This is a genomic window from Chitinophaga ginsengisoli (assembly GCF_003014595.1).
Lineage (GTDB): Bacteria > Bacteroidota > Bacteroidia > Chitinophagales > Chitinophagaceae > Chitinophaga > Chitinophaga ginsengisoli.
Genome location: NZ_PYGK01000005.1, coordinates 494,568 through 510,784, shown reverse-complemented (window position 1 = coordinate 510,784; position 16,217 = coordinate 494,568). Strand labels below are relative to the sequence as shown.

The following is a 16,217-nucleotide window of genomic DNA, read 5'->3' as shown; positions in this document are numbered from 1 at the left end:
GGGCAGACGACCGGTTAGGCAAATTGAACAGACAAAAAAACCTGACGAAAATTTAGACACCGTTTTTAAGCTATACGACCGGGTAAATCTGCATTTCAAAATGCCATAGCTAAAGTTTAGGCTTAATTTGACGATATTTATCCTATGAAATTATCAGCATTATATCCGGATGCATTTTTTGAAAAAGGCAAACGGATGCACCTGTTCTTCTTGCTGACTTTATTTTTCCTGTTGGTAGTTATACTGCTGATAAGCCGGACTTTAAGTTATATCGCCACCGGCCTGTTTTGCTATGCCTTTACCTTATGCGCGATTTATGCCGGCCGCTGGATCTGCAAAAAATGGTTAGCAAGCAACAAATGGAGCCATTTAATCTTCGCCGTTGTGAATGCGCTGGTCGGATTTACGCTGGTTGGAACAGCCGGTTTTGTATATCTTTTTAATCCCGGGATGCCAATCAACCACATCCTGGAATCGGCGATCAATATTTCCGTACTGAGTTTCTTCTTACTTTTTTCGGGGTTCTTTATAACGATCACCCGCAGCGCCCTTCGGGAGAAAATGAATGGCCTGGTGTTAGCGGAACAAAAAAAGGAAAGTGAACTGAACTTGCTCCGTTCGCAGGTAAGTCCGCATTTTTTATTCAATACTTTGCATAACATGTACAGCCTTTCAGTTAACCGGCCAGCCCAATTGCCGCCCCTGTTGCTTCAATTATCAGAGCTGTTGCGCTATTCGGTTTATGAAGCTGACCAGCCACTTGTTACCCTTCAGGAAGAAATGGCTTACATCCGCAATTATATTGCCCTGGAAAATATCAGGCTGGCTGACCGGCTGAAATTAACCGTAAATATGGATGATAATCCCGACGATATCAAAATAGTACCCATGTTGCTGATCGTATTCGTTGAGAATGCATTTAAACACGCTCGCAACACGAGCGAACAGCAGATCTATATAAACATCCACCTGAAAGTAAGGGGCAACACGATTTACTTTATGGCAGAAAATAGCTGTAGTAACCACTCCAATGAAGATGGCGCCGGGAAACGTAATTCCGGCCTTGGGATAGCAAATGTGATTAAACGCCTTGAACTACTTTATCCGGACGCTTACGGACTAAAACAAAACCGTACCAACAATCTGTTTAAAGTGGAACTTTGGCTTAAAGAAAAATAATGGAACCGATCAATTGCCTTATTATTGATGATGAACCGCTGGCCAGGGACCTGCTGGTTAACTATTGCAGCCTGCTTCCGACCTTATGCGTAGCGGGAATTTGCGGGAACGCGTTGGATGCTAAAAAACTGTTACAGGAACAAAAGATTGACCTGATATTTCTGGATATCAATATGCCGATGCTGGATGGCATTGGATTTTTAAAAACAGTTACTAACCGTCCGGAAGTGATCATGACCACTGCCTATAAAGAATACGCGGTTAACGCCTTTGACCTGGCTGTTTGTGATTACCTCGTGAAACCCTTTTCCCTGGAGCGATTTATCATCTCGGTAAACAGGGCCGAGGCGAGGCTGAATAGTACAAAGGGAATAGTTCAAAAAGACACGAACCGTGACAATTTCATTTTTCTTAAAACAGACGGAAAGATTTACAGGATCGAATTCGACACATTATTGTTCGCAGAAGCGAATGGCAATTATACCCGGGTTGTTACGCTTACCAATACACTAACGCTGACGATGCCATTCTCCGGCCTGGAAAAACTACTACCGGTAAACCGGTTCATAAAAATACACCGGTCGTTTATCGTTAATAAGGCAAAAATAGTAAGTATTGAAGGCAACCGGGTTTTTATAAACCAGCATGAGATCCCTATCGGCAGAAATTATAGGGACGATTTCTTAAACCGATTAGAGATTTGACCAATATCCAAATAAAAATCCCTTCAAATTCAATCATTTGAAGGGTTCATGTTCCAGTCGGGGCAACCGGACAAATTTCTAACCTGTTAATCCAGGATTTAAAGGAGTACTCCTTTACTGCTTAATTTTTGTATCTACATAAAACTCTATGTAACTTTTGAAATCTTTTGAAATTTCTTCCAAAGCTCCATTTTCGTCTCCATTAAAAAACATAACTACTAATTCATTTTCCTCATTTACTACGAACAGGAAATAATTTGCGTCAGAATCACCTTGTTGAAATACTATTGCTCTTTCCAATAAATTTAATGTCTTTAAATTTCGATAATCATCTCTGACTATTTCTTTTAAATCAGCCATTACTGATAATGCATAATTTGGATGGAAAAAACTGTTTGTCTTATACCCGGTTTTTGGATTTTACATAAGCAGTTTAATGGCCGCAGGCAGCAGATAAATGCCCGCGGCCAATATTTTGATTAAAGACGCCTCCTCTTAAGACCTGATGAAGTCAAGGATATCCCTGTTAATAGTTGCCGCTTCCGTCGTGGGCATTCCATGCGGGAAACCTGGATAAGTGATTATCTTACCATGTTTGAGCAGCTTGATGGCTTTCAAAGCCGTAATTTGGTAGGGAACAATCTGGTCATCCTCCCCGTGCAGTACCAATACCGGGATATCAACCGTTTTCAGGTCTTCTGTGAAGTCGGTTTCGGAGAAGGCTTTTATACATTCATAATGAGCTAGTATACTCCCCATCATACCTTGCCGCCACCAGTTTTCGCGTACACCTTCTTTAACAGTAGCGCCTTCCCGGTTATAGCCATAAAACGGCAATGGAAAGTCCTTGAAATATTGTGGCCTGTTTGTGGCCGTTTGCAGGCGAATCTCGTCAAAAATACCCATTGGGACTCCGTCAGGGTTATTTGCATTTTGTACCATGACAGGTGTAACGGCGCTTACTAATACGGCTTTTGCGGCCCGGCCCTTGCCATACCTGTTAATATAGCGTATCACCTCGCCACCTCCGGTGGAGTGACCTACATGCACCGCGTTCTTCAAATCCAGGGCTTCGACCAGCTGAGCAACATCCGACGCGTATGTTTCCATTTCATGACCGGACGAAGATTGTGTGGAACGTCCATGACCTCTTCTGTCATGCGCAATTACTCTGAAGCCCTGCTGAAGAAAGAATATCATTTGTGCATCCCAGTCATCGCTGGAAAGAGGCCAGCCATGATGAAAGACAATTGGTTGACCGGTGCCCCAGTCTTTGTAATAAAGCTCAGTTCCGTCTTTTAGTTTTAATGTACTCATGTTTTTTTATTATTTAAATGTTTAAAAAATATGCTATCCAAAAGTTAATATGTCTTGCGCTCATTAGTCCATTTTCTGGGCGGCCGATTCACCCTGCAAATAACACAGTACAATGGCTGCACCGGGTAAAATAACAGCGCTAAGCCCCACCCATTTAGCAAGGACGGCCCCTAAAATACAGCCGCCAAGAAATCCGCCAATGGTAATTAATTGATTGCGGGAATTTATAGAAGAAATAGCTGCTTTATCCCCCCTTCTTAGCAAGAAAGTGCACAAGTCTAATGAAATTTGGGTCACATTCCCAGTCATCATTGTCGTCGGGCCATAAGTCTCCTTGCCAAATAACTTCCCAAACGCGTTTTGCAGTCCCATTGCAAAAACGGTTGTCATTACAATCAGGTAAACGCTTATCTTTTCATTGACGCCAGGCATTGCTGAAATGAGCATAGCGGTTATTCCACAACAGACCAATATAATTCCTTCTATAAGGAGTATTTTGTATTTTCTACCGGTCTTTTCCGCGAGCCAGCCGCCCACCATTACAGCCAGAACAAATACAGGAAAAGAGATCAGTTTGATCCAGGACTCAGTACTGCTGCCGCCCGAGGCAACCTGCGCCGCAAAAACAATAAAGTTTCCGGTAACATGCGCCGAGAATATCGCATCACCGGCAACAAAGGTTGCTGTATCACAGAATCCAGCTACAGCCGCTAGTAAAAAGGTAACCCAGCCAATACTATGTTTCTGCTCCATTATAATATTTATTTTTTTTACACAGACATATTATTCAAGATGCGCCCTGAGCATCCAGGCCATTTTTTCATGGGTTTCCATCAACCCGGTGATATAATCGCTTGTCCCTGCGTCGTGTAAAGCAGTAACATAACCATTAATATTTTCCCGCAGATGAATTAAGATGCTTTCATGGTCTCCCAGTAATTCCTTTATATAACCCATTGAATCATTTTTTTCCCTGGATTGTTCCGTGAGGTGCGTCAGCGCAAGAAACTCTTTGAGTGTAGCAGGCGGAAAATGTCCCAGGGTCCTGATCCGCTCGGCAACGTCGTCAACAATTTCTTCCAGCTGATTATACTGGGATTCAAAAAATAAATGTTTGCTATGGAAATCAGGACCGGTAACACACCAGTGCGCCTTTCGTGTTTTTGTATATAGTACAAATTCGTCGGCCAGAATCTTACCAAGCGAGTGGGCCACTTCGGCCAGGAATTCCTGTTTAATTCCTATAGTTGTCTTCATAATTATTAGTTGAAAAAATGATTAACGATAAAAGTATTATTTCACTCATACATTCCTTTTAAAAAGCGAAACAGGAACATCCGAAAACACCCCAGAAAGCAGTGTAATTATTAACCGGGATATTGCTCGACCGCGCACGTTCATGCGCGTGGCCATGAACATCACAACTGCCTGCGCAACAGTGTACATGTGCAGCAGGCGATGCAACGGGCCCCCGCTCATCCTGATGACTCCCGATAGAATCCGCATAACCAGATTTCGATGAATAGTAGCCGCCGTTTGTAATGATGGGTGACCAGTCCGGAAGGATAGGAATTGAAGGTGGAGCAAAGCTCGCAAAGTCATCTTTCGCATAGACTATTTTTCCACCGACAACAGTTAATACTGATTCAATAGACTTGATAGCCTCATCATTTACCTGAAGGTAGTCATTGTCCAATACGGCGAGATCGGCAAAATACCCTGCTTTGATGACGCCCTTCACCTCTTGCTCGCCGGAGAACCATGCGCTTCCCCTGGTATACAGTTCCAGCGCCTTTTCCCGGCTTATCACATTGGCATCCCCGTAAAGCTGAAGCCCACCGACCGTTTTACCTACAGCAAGCCAGTACAAAGCGACCCATGGGTTATAGCTACTCACACGGGTCGCATCTGTTCCGCCGCCAACGGGCACTCCGGCGGCTATCATTTTTTTTACCGGGGGTGTTTGCGCTGCCGCAGACGGGCCATACCGGTCTGAAAAATATTCACCCTGGAAAGCCATCCTGCTTTGTATGGCTATCCCTCCGCCAAGCGCTTTTACCCTGTCAATATTCTTCTCATCGATGGTTTCTGCATGATCAAACATCCAGGTCAGTCCGTCAAAAGGAATTTCCCTGTTCACTTTTTCAAATACGTTCAGGAACCTGGAGATACTCTCATTGTAAGTGGCATGTAACCGGAAAGGCCATCGGTGCTCTACCAAAAGTCTTACTATCTTTTCCAGCTCTTCTTCCATCGTATCAGGAAGATCCGGGCGTGGTTGTACAAAATTTTCAAAATCCGCGGCGGAGAAAACAAGCATTTCCCCCGCACCGTTATGGCGGTACATGTCATCACCCTGATGAACCTTAACGGAGCTTGTCCAATGTTCAAAATCTTCGAATTCCTGTTTAGGACGCTGCGTAAAAAGATTATAGGCAATCCGGATAGTAAGCTGCCCGTTTTCATTCAACTCATTAATGACCTTGTAGTCATCCGGATAATTCTGGAAACCACCACCGGCATCAATCACACTGGTTATCCCAAACCTGTTTAATTCGGTCATAAAGTGCCGGGTCGAATTGAGTTGCTGCTCATAGGGAAGCCTGGGCCCTTTAGCCAGCGTGGAATATAAGATCATGGCATTGGGGCTCGCCAGCATCAGGCCTGTTGGCTCTCCGTTACCGTTTCTCTGGATCATTCCCCCGGGAGGCGCCGGCGTGTTTTTCGTAAAGCCAACTGCCCGCAGCGCTGCGCGGTTAAGAAAGGCGCGGTCATACAGATGCATGATGAATACCGGCGTGTCAGGGGCAATTTCATTGATCTCATCAAGCGTAGGCATGCGTTTCTCTGCAAACTGATGTTCTGTCCAACCTCCGACCACCCTCACCCATTGGGGAGATGGAGTAATCGCCACCTGCCTTTTCAACATGCGTAAAGCGTCGGCGAGTGAAGGAACTCCATCCCAACGAAGTTCAAGGTTGTAATTGAGACCTCCCCGGATCAGATGGGTATGCGAATCAATCAAACCCGGGATAACTCTTTTACCTTTAAGGTCAATTTTTGTCACATCACTCTGGCCATATGCATTCAGCAAAGAGGCATCATCTCCCACAGCTATAAATTTTCCATCCTTAATAGCCACTGCGGTGGCAGATGGATGGTTTTCATCTGCTGTATGTATTTTTCCGTTGTACAAAACCGTTGCTGCCTGAATCATAATTCACCATTTGTAATTAATTGCTAAAGGAGGCAACCGCTTCCTTTATTCCTTCCCCGGCTGTGTTGAAAAATGCGGGTCCTGCCAGCAAGGTCACTTTAGTCAAGGGTTTACCATTCGCATATTTTTTACCCTGCAGAAATAATTGCGTCCGGTATGCTGCAATAATACCTTTGGTGACATTGGACGCAACCAATGCTGTTGGTGAGTCAATACCAGCATCTTTTATATCACTGGCAAAGGCGAAATGCGAAACGCCAAGCCTCACCGCTTCCCGCAATGCAACGCTGCCAACAGAGGTCATCAGGTCTGGGGTAAATTTCGACCGGTCGCCTAAACCGATGAGCAGTATTCGTGTAGCTTTAGTAGTTCCCTTTGGAGGAGTTATCAGCAGTGTTTCTAATGCATGCCCGGCAAACTTCCCGCTTTTGCGCACTTCAGTAATTAATCCTTTCAGCGCTTCATCCAGGTGTACCATCCCATTGAGGGCTGCAGGAAGTGCGGGAGGATTAAAGATATCTCCTTCGGTATACTCAAAAACACAGGCTACCTGTAATGGGACGGCCACCGCAGCGGGGCCCTGCACCAACCCTTCAATTGCAACGCCATTAACGGTTCCCCACACTTTAGATGTCCCTATGGCTGTGGTTTTGACCTGGTTCTCCACTGGCTGTTGTGCATACACAGAAGAAAATAGTAAAACGGTGGCGAGAATGATCAGCACTTTTTTCCCGTGTCTTTCAAAAGATCTGGCATAGCCGACATTGATACTGTTCATGTGTTAAATTTTTATGTGTGATTAAAATTTTACTGCTAACCTTGTATTCATAAACAGGCCGTCTTTGGGCGTGGAAATCAAATCGCGTACAAACGCACCTGTTTTGAAATACTGGATACCGGTGTTAATGCTGACGAACTTGTTAATTGTGTATGCTATACTGAATAAGTAAGCAGTTCCTATATACCTTTTTGAGGAGGACGAACCGGCCAGGTTAAAATTGCCGCTTGGCCGGTAAACGCCATCGCTGATGGAATAACGCCAGTTCATGACCACGTCAGCCTGGACAAATACTTTTTGCCAGGGATTTAGCGTGGCGTATGGGTGTATATCAATCAGGTTTACGGGTCCGATCTGGGGGCTGAAACCGAAGTAACCTCCTTTAGGGTAGAGTGGATTAAACGATTGCAATTTCCCATCACCCCGGTGTCCGTCACCTGAAATATAATCATTGCGCAAATTAATGGAAGGTTTCCCATTTACATGCTCAAATAGATACCCAATATCTGCAGAAGCAGTCCAGGCACTGATATCTCCACTGCCAAATTTTCCAAACTGGTACAAGCCTTCAAAATTGTAAATGAACCCACCACCATAACGAAAGAACCTTCCGCCAATGCTATGTCTTGTCTCGTCGGCCATTCCTTCTTCAAAAACTGAATTCTTTCGCCGTATACCGAGGTAATACAGTTCGAGATTGCCGCTTCTGGGGAAAATGATGGTGTTATAAGTTCCCCACAGATTAACCGCTTTACTGGATCTATTATCAAATGCGCCGGTATTAACCGTATCAGCCATCAGAACAAATACATCCGACTTAAAATTTCCTTTTTGATACATTAACCTGGCTCCATCAAAATACAGGCGTAAGTTGGGGCCTTCCCGAACGGAAATAAGCCTGCCGCTGCCATAATCCAGTTCCTGCCTTCCTGCACGTACCGTCAATTTTTCTTTTTCATTTTTGACAACATCCACATCGACAAACAGGTTCTGTATATTGAGGTGATCTTCATCGATAGGCCTTGGGCCATTTTTCCGGCCGCTTTCCCAGGCGCTCCTGATCTGCCCGAAAACCCTCACTTTGGGGCCCAGGTGAACATCTGCATGTACATCGTAGCGTTGCAAAAAGAATGGGTTGCTGCCTATCCCCAGCCGTCCCCAATCCTCATTGTTGAAATAGACAAATTCCATTCTTGCTTCCCCGCCTACAGACATATAAATATTATTGCCGGAGCGGGCAAGCGGGATATATTTAATGCTGTTATAAAAACTGCGTGCCGAATCCTTATAGCCTGAATAGTTTTCATCAAACCGCATCAACCTGAACTGGGCGAGCCCGATCACAGGATGAATAAACAGGTATAATAACAACAGGATGGTTGTCCTTCTCATAAATGACCACTTCTTTTAAAAATATATGCGTCGAGAGAATACCGGCCAGGCCCCATAACCAGCAGTAGCAGGTAGTTCAGGCTATATATGTACGGTGTGTCTTTTATAAGAGGAGCGTCGTGAAAATGCAAAACAAAATAACCGGTAAGCGTAACCGCCAGGATGGGCAGTATAGCGATTCTTGTAAATAATCCCACAATTACAAACAGCGGAAATACCAGGTTGGCCGCGTCAGCAAATAAGGAATTAAATGCTTCGGGAAGATGTAGTGGGTTAGGGATTACTTCTGCCTCAGCAACACCTACGCCCATTTTTTTTAAGCCGTGGGCGTATATCAGTTCCGCGGAAAGTAATACCCTGTAAACCAGCAACACCCAATGTTGCGCTTTGTCTGAAGGGTTCGTGCGGGTAATGATCTGAAATATTTTTTTCATTGCCTATACTTGCGTTTAGTTTTGTTGATATCCGCCATAATATTTTACCGGCGACCAGTTCGGAATAACAGGTAATGCGGCAGGTGCGACAGCCTTGTATTCATCAGTGCCATACACCACTTTGCCATCCAGGATGGTGAGTTTGGAAGTGATACTTCTGATCTCTTCATCACCCACCTGGAAATAGTCTTTATCCAACATCACCAGGTCAGCATAGTAGCCTTTCTGAATCCTGCCCTTGTATGCTTCTTTGATCAGGTTGTAACCGCCGTAGGTATACAGGGCCAGGGCAGTTTTCCTGTCCAATGCATTTTCCTTTGCCATTGCCTGGGTACCCCCGATCGTTTTGCCAGTAGTAATCCAGTACAGGGCTACCCAGGGATTATAGCTCGCCACCCGCGTTCCGTCAGTTCCCAGTCCTACAGCCAGGCCCATTGCAAGCATTTTTTTCACAGGCGGTGAGGCCAGGGCTGGTTGCCTGCCGTACCGGTGAATAAAGCTTTCACCCTGGTAGGCCATCCTGTGCTGGATGGCGATACCGCCACCCAATGCTTTAACGCGCTGCAGGTTCCCGTCGCTGATGGTTTCAGCATGATCAAAGAACCACACCAGGCCATTGAGCGGTATTTGCCTGTTGATGTCTTCGATAACATTAAGGAACCGTGTAATGCTTTCATTGTAGGTGGCATGGATACGGAACGGCCAGCGGTTCTTCACCAGGAGTGTCAGCACCTCTGTCATATTCTTTTCCATGGCAGCAGGAAGCTCGGGCCGTGGAAACAGGAAATTTTCAAAGTCAGCGCCATCCAATACCAGGTTCTCTCCACCGCCTTCCACATAGTAGTCCACCTGATTGAAACTATTGTGGCCGTGGTCATCAATTTCTACCATACCAAGCCATTTAGTATAGTCTGCCAGCTCCGCCCCCTTCTTTTGTGCGAAGAGAAAATAAGGTAGCCTTACGGTGATTTTCCCTTGCCGGTTCAGTTCATCTGTGACAGCATAATCATCCGGAAAATTCTGGAAACCACCGCCTGCATCCATGGCGGCCGTAACGCCAAGGCGGTTCAACTCCGTCATATACTGCAGCGTAGAGTTTATTTTTTCTTCCTTGGTCAGTTCCGGCAGTCTGGCTAATGTGGAGTAGAGGATAAATGCATTGGGCTCTGCCACAAGGAAACCCGTCGGATTGCCATCATTATCTTTTTCAATGAGCCCCTGCAGAGGATTCGGCGTATTGCCGGTAATGTTCAATGCCTGTAATCCTGCCTTGTTCAGCCATGCTTTGCCATACAAATACATAATCAAGGTGGGAACATTACCCGTTGCTTCATTGATCTCGCTGATGGTAGGTAATCTTTTTTCCTCAAACTGGTATTCATTCCAGCCGCCGATCACCCTCACCCATTGTCCCTGTGGTGTGCGCAGCGCCTGTTCCCTTAGCATTTCCAGCGCTCTTTTCAACGACTTCACACCGTCCCAACGCAGCTCAGTATTGAAAAAACGTCCGGCCCTGATAACATGCAGGTGACTGTCAAACAATCCGGGAATAATACGGTTTCCACGCGCATCTATGATCGTCGTTTTATTTCCTTTGAGGCGTAACACCTCTGTATTGGAGCCTGTCTCAACGATTTTGTTTCCAGCGATAGCAACAGCCTGCACTTCGCCTTTTGCATCGTCCAACGTCGTGATCCTGCCATTGGTAATAATTATATCGGCCTTTTGCGCCAACAGACTGGTCATCCAAAATAGCAGGAAGACAGTCAGCGAAGTTTTCATTTTATCGAATTTTAAAAGGCAGATACGTTATCTGTCCTGGTGGAGAATTATTTTCCTTTTGCGGGATAATGGCGGCCGGAATCTATACCGCTACCACACAAATCAGTGCTGTAGCATCGTGTGTGCATACTGGATGCCGATACCATAGGAACCACCATATTTTTTCATCAGGTTGGTTACCGCTACGTAGGTTTCCTGCCTTGCCCAATCGCGTTGCAATTCCAATAGATACTGAATGGAGGTGATGGGTTTTACACCAGCCTGCACCATCCGTTGAACGGAACGCTCATGCGCCTCCGGACTAACATCACCGCAGGCATCTGTAATGACATATACTGTGTAACCCTCTTCGATAGCTGACAGGGCCGGCCCAACAATACATACACCGGTCCATAAACCAGCCAGCACTAATTTATTTTTACCCTTTCCAACAATTGCCTTGTATGCGGCTTCATCTTCCCAGGTATTCATACTGGTCCTGTCCAGGTAACCGGACGTAGCCTGCGGATAGAATTCTTCAATTTCAGGGAATACAGGTCCGGAAAATGTTTGCTCTGCAACAGTCGTTACAATGGTTGGTACATTAAAAATCCTTGATGCCCCGGCGACGATAGCGGTGTTGGTACGCAGTTCACTTAATGCAATGCTTTTGGTTGCAAATCCCATTTGGCCTTCGAAATCGATAAGAACCAATGTGTGATTGGAAGGAGATAGCAGACTTGGTGATGGTTTCATAAAAGAAATTTTGTTTCCCCATGAAGTCAATTAAAGTGCCATCTGATAATTAGCTGAATATCAAATTATTACAAGAAATTCATTTTGAAATCCTTTTACGGCATTTCGTAATTTTATGAAGGTGGCAGATATTTGCGAGGTAACAGGCCCGTAGGATATATCGACGGGCCAAATGATATGGATTATCCGATTTTGGAAATTCTACTTTATAACCTTCGACATACCCAACATCATACTGCACAGCTAAATATGCTGATACGACAAGATATTGGCAAACATATGGAATGGTCATTCAGAGCAGGCGACATAATTAATGGAGAATGACAATGTCAGCAAAAAACTATTTAATTCAACGTCCGGTAATCATTCGGCGTAACCCCAACTTTTTGTTTGAATAAACGGGTGAAATGCTGCGGGTATTTAAAGCCCAATTCATAGGCAATTTCACTCACAGATTTATTCATGTCAAACACTCTCTCTTTCGCCAAATCTATCACTTTTGATTGAATGTATTCCTGAGCAGATCTGCCGGTTTCTTTCTTCACCAGGTCACCAAAATAGTTGGGCGATAAATGTAGGGCTTCCGCGAAATAAGCTACGGAAGGTAAGCCTTCGTTCTGCGGTTTATCGGATGAAAAATAGCCTTTCAATAAGTATTCAAACCGTTCCAGCATTCCTTTGTTTGCATTGTCGCGCGTAATGAACTGGCGGTCGTAAAAACGGATGCAGTAATTGAGCAACAACTCGATGTTTGATGCAATCAGTCCTTTGCTGTACTTGTCTATATTTTGATCGAGCTCATACTCGATCTTTGAGAAGCAATCAATCACAATACCCCTCTCCTTATCCGACAGATGAAGCGCTTCATTTACATCATACGAAAAGAAGGAATATTCCTGAATGTGTTTGCCCAACGGAGTGCCGTTTATCAGGTCGGGATGAAAGAGCAATGACCAGCCTTTCGGGGCAAATGATTCAACGCCAGGTTGCACACCTACCACCTGTCCGGGCGCTACAAATACCAGACTTCCCTCCTGGTAGTCATAGTGCTTTCTTCCGTAACGCAACTGGGCGGAGTTCAGTTCTTTCAAACCAACCGCATACAAACCAAAGTTGAATGACCTGGCAGGCATCGGCAGCGCTTTCGAGTGGTCAATCACTGTAACCAGAGGATGCTTGGTAGTTATGCCCCGCATGGTATTGTATTGCGTAATGCTGTCAATTCTTACAATGTCTTCCATACCTTATTCTTTTATCGCTACAAAATTACAGATCCCTTTTGATACCGGCCTTCCCAATCAGTAATATTGGTAGGAAACCCAGTAATCTGTATACAAAACGGCTCCCCCATCCTTCACAATTTTGTAGCTAAAAAAATACAACATGAAAACACGACACTTAGGAGCCTCAGGACTAGAAGTGTCCGAACTTGGCTTCGGCTGCATGGGATTAAGCCATGGTTATGGTCCGGCAACAAATGAAAACGATGCCATTGCACTCATTCAAAAAGCATATGAATCGGGAATTACTTTCTTTGATACTGCAGAAGCATATGGACAAGGCGCCAATGAACAATTGGTAGGAAAAGGATTGCACCATGTACGTGATAAAGTAATCATCGCTACCAAGTTCGGCTTTAAAAACGGCAGGAATACAGACGGATTGGATAGTCGCCCGGAACGCATCAGGCAGGTAGCGGAAAACTCGCTGCGTTATATGCAAACCGATTATATCGACTTGTTTTATCTACACCGCGTGGACCCGAATGTACCTATTGAAGATGTTGCCGGAACCGTAAAAGATTTGATTGCCGAAGGTAAAGTAAAACACTTCGGTATGAGTGAAGCTGGAGAGAAAAGTATACGCAGGGCGCATGCCGTACAACCCGTAACGGCCTTGCAAAGCGAGTACTCTATGTTCTGGCGCGAACCTGAAAAAGAAATCATTCCATTGCTTGAAGAATTGGGCATTGGCTTCGTTCCGTTTAGCCCGTTGGGCAAAGGATTTTTAACGGGTAAGATGAATGCGGACACCGAATTTGACAAGTCCGATTGGAGAAATGTCATTCCTCGTTTTACCAAAGAAAACCGCGAAGCGAATCAAACCATTGTTGACCTTGTAATAAAAATTTCGGGAGAGCATAACGCAACGCCAGCACAGATTGCATTGGCATGGTTGCTGGCGAAAAAGCCATGGATTGTACCGATTCCGGGAACCACAAAAATGACTCGCCTGGAAGAAAATATAGGCGGTGTAAACATCACCTTGAGCGATGATGATTTAGCCAATATCAATAAGGCTTTGGACAGTATCAGCATTCACGGAGAACGCTATCCCGCAAGCCTGGCAAACCTGCAGGGTAAGTAACCGCTACCGGGCACTAAAAAAGGAAGAAGCCGTCTTCAATAATAATTAAGACGGCTTTTTCTTTCAACCAATAATCTTTAGTCCAGCAGTTACTGGCTACACGTCAATAACCATGCTAGTGAAAATGCTTCTGCCTGTAGTTTTTTACCAGGCAAATTCGCCTTCTTTCCAGAAAAACTTTCCTGTTGGTGCATCGTGACCCAGGGTTGCAGATTTGACAATTATACCAACCGCTTCTTCTACGGTTTGTGTGCCCTGATATTGATTGAGGTTTGTTGCTGTATAGCCCGGCTCAACACTGTTTATTTTGAAATTTGTATTCCGAAATTCCTTCGCTAAACTTACAGTAAAGGCATTTAATGCTGTTTTGGAACATCCGTAGGCATAGAATGCAAAATCATGAGAATTACTAAACTGGAGAGAACCTAATCCGCTTGAAACATTTACTATTCGTGGCGCTGCAGATTCTTTTAGTAAATCAATAAACTGTTGTGTTGTTTGTACCGCTCCAAAAAAATTAGTTTCAAATACTTTTCGCAAATTTTCCATTTCGTATGTGGACATATTTTGAGGGCTCCCCCCTGAGATGCCTGCATTATTGATCAGCACATCTAATTGTTGTGTTTTTGCTGCTAATTCCTGCTTTGCCGATTTTATTGAATTGATGTCTGTTACGTCTATCTCAATAAACTCCACATCACTAAGTCCTGATTCATTTAATTTTTTCTGCGCTGCTATTCCTTTGGATCTATCACGACTTCCCATGTAAACATAATAACCAAGTTCAGCTAGTTGTTTCGCTGTCTCAAATCCAAGTCCCTGATTGGCGCCTGTAATCAGGACTGTCTTTTTTGTTGTCATCATTTTATTATTTAATTGATGACAAAACTAGAAAGCCCCGAGAAAAATAAATGGTGAGCTATTCTGTTTAAATGGTGAAGTGTTCTGTTTTTGATTTCCTGTATTTTGAGGGCGTTAATCCTGCATAACTCTTAAAGAACTTGGTAAAATTAGAGGGGTCGTAATCTAAAGTTCTCGCGATTTCGTTGACTGGCTTGTTTGAATTTTCAAGCATATCTTTGGCTATTTCTACTAATTTATTCTCGTAGATTTCGCAAGGCGATTTGCCTAATACTTCTCTCACGGTGTCGCTCATATGATTAGGAACTATAAACAATCGTTCCGCAATTTCATTGAGTTCGATCGACTTTTCTACTTGTCCCGTTTTTAGTTCAGTTAGATGTTTATCTAGCTCAAACAAAAACTGCCTGGCAATTTCTATTTTTCTGGGTGAGATATCTCTTTCTTTATGCCTCATTTGTTTCATTTTAAAAGCGTCGCTTTAAAATTACCAAATTGCCAAAATAAACGAACGTATTTTATTCACTGCTATCTAAATGTCTTAGAAGTTGATAATCATGGGTTTCTTTTCATAAATGCATATCATCCAATCAAAGTAAATTCGATTCCCGCAGTAGCATCATCTTTCAAGCCCCGTTAAGTGCTCAAGGATTCGACCTGATCCATCAAGGATCAAATTGAAAGCCTGTGGCAAGGCTACGCCTGCCCACTTTCAACGGGGGAACAAAACGTGTCAAAATAATTCGCGCAGGCGCGCAAATGGGAGATTATTTCAGCTATACAGGCAAAACTCCCCAACCAGGAAGAAGCCATGCGTAAACAGTGAAGACGTTTTTTATGTAAGCAGCAATTCCTTCACCGTTAGTTTCTCGGGCAGACTTACCACCTCCACGATGACTTTACCGCCTGCAGGCAGCACAGTTGCCTTATAATGCCAATCTACTCCGTTCCAGCCCAGGATAGCCTTCCCGCGCTCCTTAACAACACCCTCAGCGTCTACTACCGTTACCTCCACTTCTGCTACACGGAACTCATTTTTAGCAGTCACCACAACTTCCTCTTCTTCTAATCTGATACTTTGAACCTCAGGACTGCGGTAAGCGTCTTTCACTGCTATATTATAGGCATTTTGTCCTGGCCCTGCCAGCGACGCATAGTAGGCTTTTACCTCCGGATCGGCCAGCGCCCGCTGTGCACGTCCCGAAGCAATAGTCATCTTAAGCCTTGCTTCTAACTGCTTTTGTGTAGGCTTTTTCTTTGATGGACCGCGTTTCGTCGCCATAATGATCTGCCCATTCCGTTCGTAGATCGTGAGTTGCTTACCGAGGGTGCCCCGTACAAGCTTCAGGAGGATATTGTCTTTAACAATGGCCATAAAAAAGGTTTTTTGAGGTTATAGATTACAAGTTTACAGTCTCAGTATCTCTAATATACGAAGAACTTACCAATAG

The 16,217-nt window shown here is 44.4% G+C and carries 17 protein-coding genes; 3 read left to right on the top strand and 14 right to left on the bottom strand.

Going from position 1 to position 16,217, the window contains the following annotated elements; genetic code table 11:
- Nucleotides 1-144 precede the first annotated feature (144 nt).
- A complete protein-coding gene (locus CLV42_RS15675) occupies nucleotides 145-1,179 on the top strand; it encodes a sensor histidine kinase (protein ID WP_106602856.1) in 1,035 nt (344 codons plus the stop codon).
- Nucleotides 1,179-1,883, top strand: coding sequence for a LytR/AlgR family response regulator transcription factor (locus CLV42_RS15670; protein ID WP_106602855.1), 705 nt, complete (start codon nucleotides 1,179-1,181; stop codon nucleotides 1,881-1,883). The genes CLV42_RS15675 and CLV42_RS15670 overlap by 1 nt, the downstream gene beginning before the upstream one ends.
- 114 nt (nucleotides 1,884-1,997) lie before the next feature.
- On the opposite strand, the gene CLV42_RS15665 is transcribed toward CLV42_RS15670, so the two are convergent.
- From CLV42_RS15665 to CLV42_RS15610, 11 genes are all read right to left on the bottom strand, one after another.
- The gene (locus CLV42_RS15665) at nucleotides 1,998-2,243 is read right to left on the bottom strand and encodes a hypothetical protein (RefSeq protein ID WP_106602854.1); all 246 of its coding nucleotides are present in this window, start codon (nucleotides 2,241-2,243) and stop codon (nucleotides 1,998-2,000) included.
- Nucleotides 2,244-2,378: 135 nt separating this feature from the next.
- A complete protein-coding gene (locus CLV42_RS15660) occupies nucleotides 2,379-3,200 on the bottom strand; it encodes an alpha/beta fold hydrolase (protein ID WP_106602853.1) in 822 nt (273 codons plus the stop codon).
- 63 nt (nucleotides 3,201-3,263) lie between these two features.
- Nucleotides 3,264-3,953 (bottom strand): YoaK family protein, encoded by a 690-nt coding sequence (locus tag CLV42_RS15655; RefSeq protein ID WP_106602852.1) that lies wholly within the window; start codon nucleotides 3,951-3,953, stop codon nucleotides 3,264-3,266.
- A gap of 30 nt (nucleotides 3,954-3,983) precedes the next feature.
- Nucleotides 3,984-4,457 carry a Dps family protein gene (locus tag CLV42_RS15650; RefSeq protein ID WP_106602851.1) on the bottom strand — a complete coding sequence of 158 codons (474 nt, stop codon included), beginning with the start codon at nucleotides 4,455-4,457 and terminating at the stop codon, nucleotides 3,984-3,986.
- A 58-nt stretch (nucleotides 4,458-4,515) separates the two neighbouring features.
- Entirely contained in the window at nucleotides 4,516-6,417 is a 1,902-nt protein-coding gene (locus tag CLV42_RS15645) for an amidohydrolase (RefSeq protein WP_106602850.1), read from the bottom strand.
- A gap of 16 nt (nucleotides 6,418-6,433) precedes the next feature.
- Nucleotides 6,434-7,195, bottom strand: coding sequence for a M17 family peptidase N-terminal domain-containing protein (locus CLV42_RS15640; RefSeq protein ID WP_106602849.1), 762 nt, complete (start codon nucleotides 7,193-7,195; stop codon nucleotides 6,434-6,436).
- A 21-nt stretch (nucleotides 7,196-7,216) separates the two neighbouring features.
- Nucleotides 7,217-8,587, bottom strand: coding sequence for an alginate export family protein (locus tag CLV42_RS15635; protein WP_106602848.1), 1,371 nt, complete (start codon nucleotides 8,585-8,587; stop codon nucleotides 7,217-7,219).
- The gene (locus CLV42_RS15630; protein WP_106602847.1) at nucleotides 8,584-9,021 is read right to left on the bottom strand and encodes a DoxX family protein; all 438 of its coding nucleotides are present in this window, start codon (nucleotides 9,019-9,021) and stop codon (nucleotides 8,584-8,586) included. Before CLV42_RS15630 ends, CLV42_RS15635 begins: the two co-directional genes overlap by 4 nt.
- Nucleotides 9,022-9,036: 15 nt before the next feature.
- The gene (locus CLV42_RS15625; RefSeq protein ID WP_106602846.1) at nucleotides 9,037-10,803 is read right to left on the bottom strand and encodes an amidohydrolase; all 1,767 of its coding nucleotides are present in this window, start codon (nucleotides 10,801-10,803) and stop codon (nucleotides 9,037-9,039) included.
- Nucleotides 10,804-10,905: 102 nt separating this feature from the next.
- Nucleotides 10,906-11,538, bottom strand: coding sequence for a hydrolase (locus tag CLV42_RS15620; protein WP_106602845.1), 633 nt, complete (start codon nucleotides 11,536-11,538; stop codon nucleotides 10,906-10,908).
- 344 nt (nucleotides 11,539-11,882) lie between these two features.
- Nucleotides 11,883-12,779 carry a helix-turn-helix domain-containing protein gene (locus CLV42_RS15610; RefSeq protein ID WP_106602844.1) on the bottom strand — a complete coding sequence of 299 codons (897 nt, stop codon included), beginning with the start codon at nucleotides 12,777-12,779 and terminating at the stop codon, nucleotides 11,883-11,885.
- A 142-nt stretch (nucleotides 12,780-12,921) separates the two neighbouring features.
- On the opposite strand from CLV42_RS15610, the gene CLV42_RS15605 reads away from it, so the two are divergent.
- Nucleotides 12,922-13,905, top strand: coding sequence for an aldo/keto reductase (locus CLV42_RS15605; RefSeq protein WP_106602843.1), 984 nt, complete (start codon nucleotides 12,922-12,924; stop codon nucleotides 13,903-13,905).
- Nucleotides 13,906-14,049: 144 nt separating this feature from the next.
- On the opposite strand, the gene CLV42_RS15600 is transcribed toward CLV42_RS15605, so the two are convergent.
- The 3 genes from CLV42_RS15600 to CLV42_RS15590 form a co-directional block, all read right to left on the bottom strand.
- Nucleotides 14,050-14,769: an SDR family oxidoreductase gene (locus CLV42_RS15600; protein WP_245901667.1), complete on the bottom strand. Its 720-nt coding sequence runs from the start codon at nucleotides 14,767-14,769 to the stop codon at nucleotides 14,050-14,052.
- Nucleotides 14,770-14,833: 64 nt separating this feature from the next.
- Nucleotides 14,834-15,223, bottom strand: coding sequence for a helix-turn-helix domain-containing protein (locus CLV42_RS15595; RefSeq protein ID WP_106602841.1), 390 nt, complete (start codon nucleotides 15,221-15,223; stop codon nucleotides 14,834-14,836).
- Nucleotides 15,224-15,601: 378 nt separating this feature from the next.
- Nucleotides 15,602-16,141: a hypothetical protein gene (locus CLV42_RS15590; RefSeq protein ID WP_106602840.1), complete on the bottom strand. Its 540-nt coding sequence runs from the start codon at nucleotides 16,139-16,141 to the stop codon at nucleotides 15,602-15,604.
- Nucleotides 16,142-16,217: the final 76 nt, after the last annotated feature.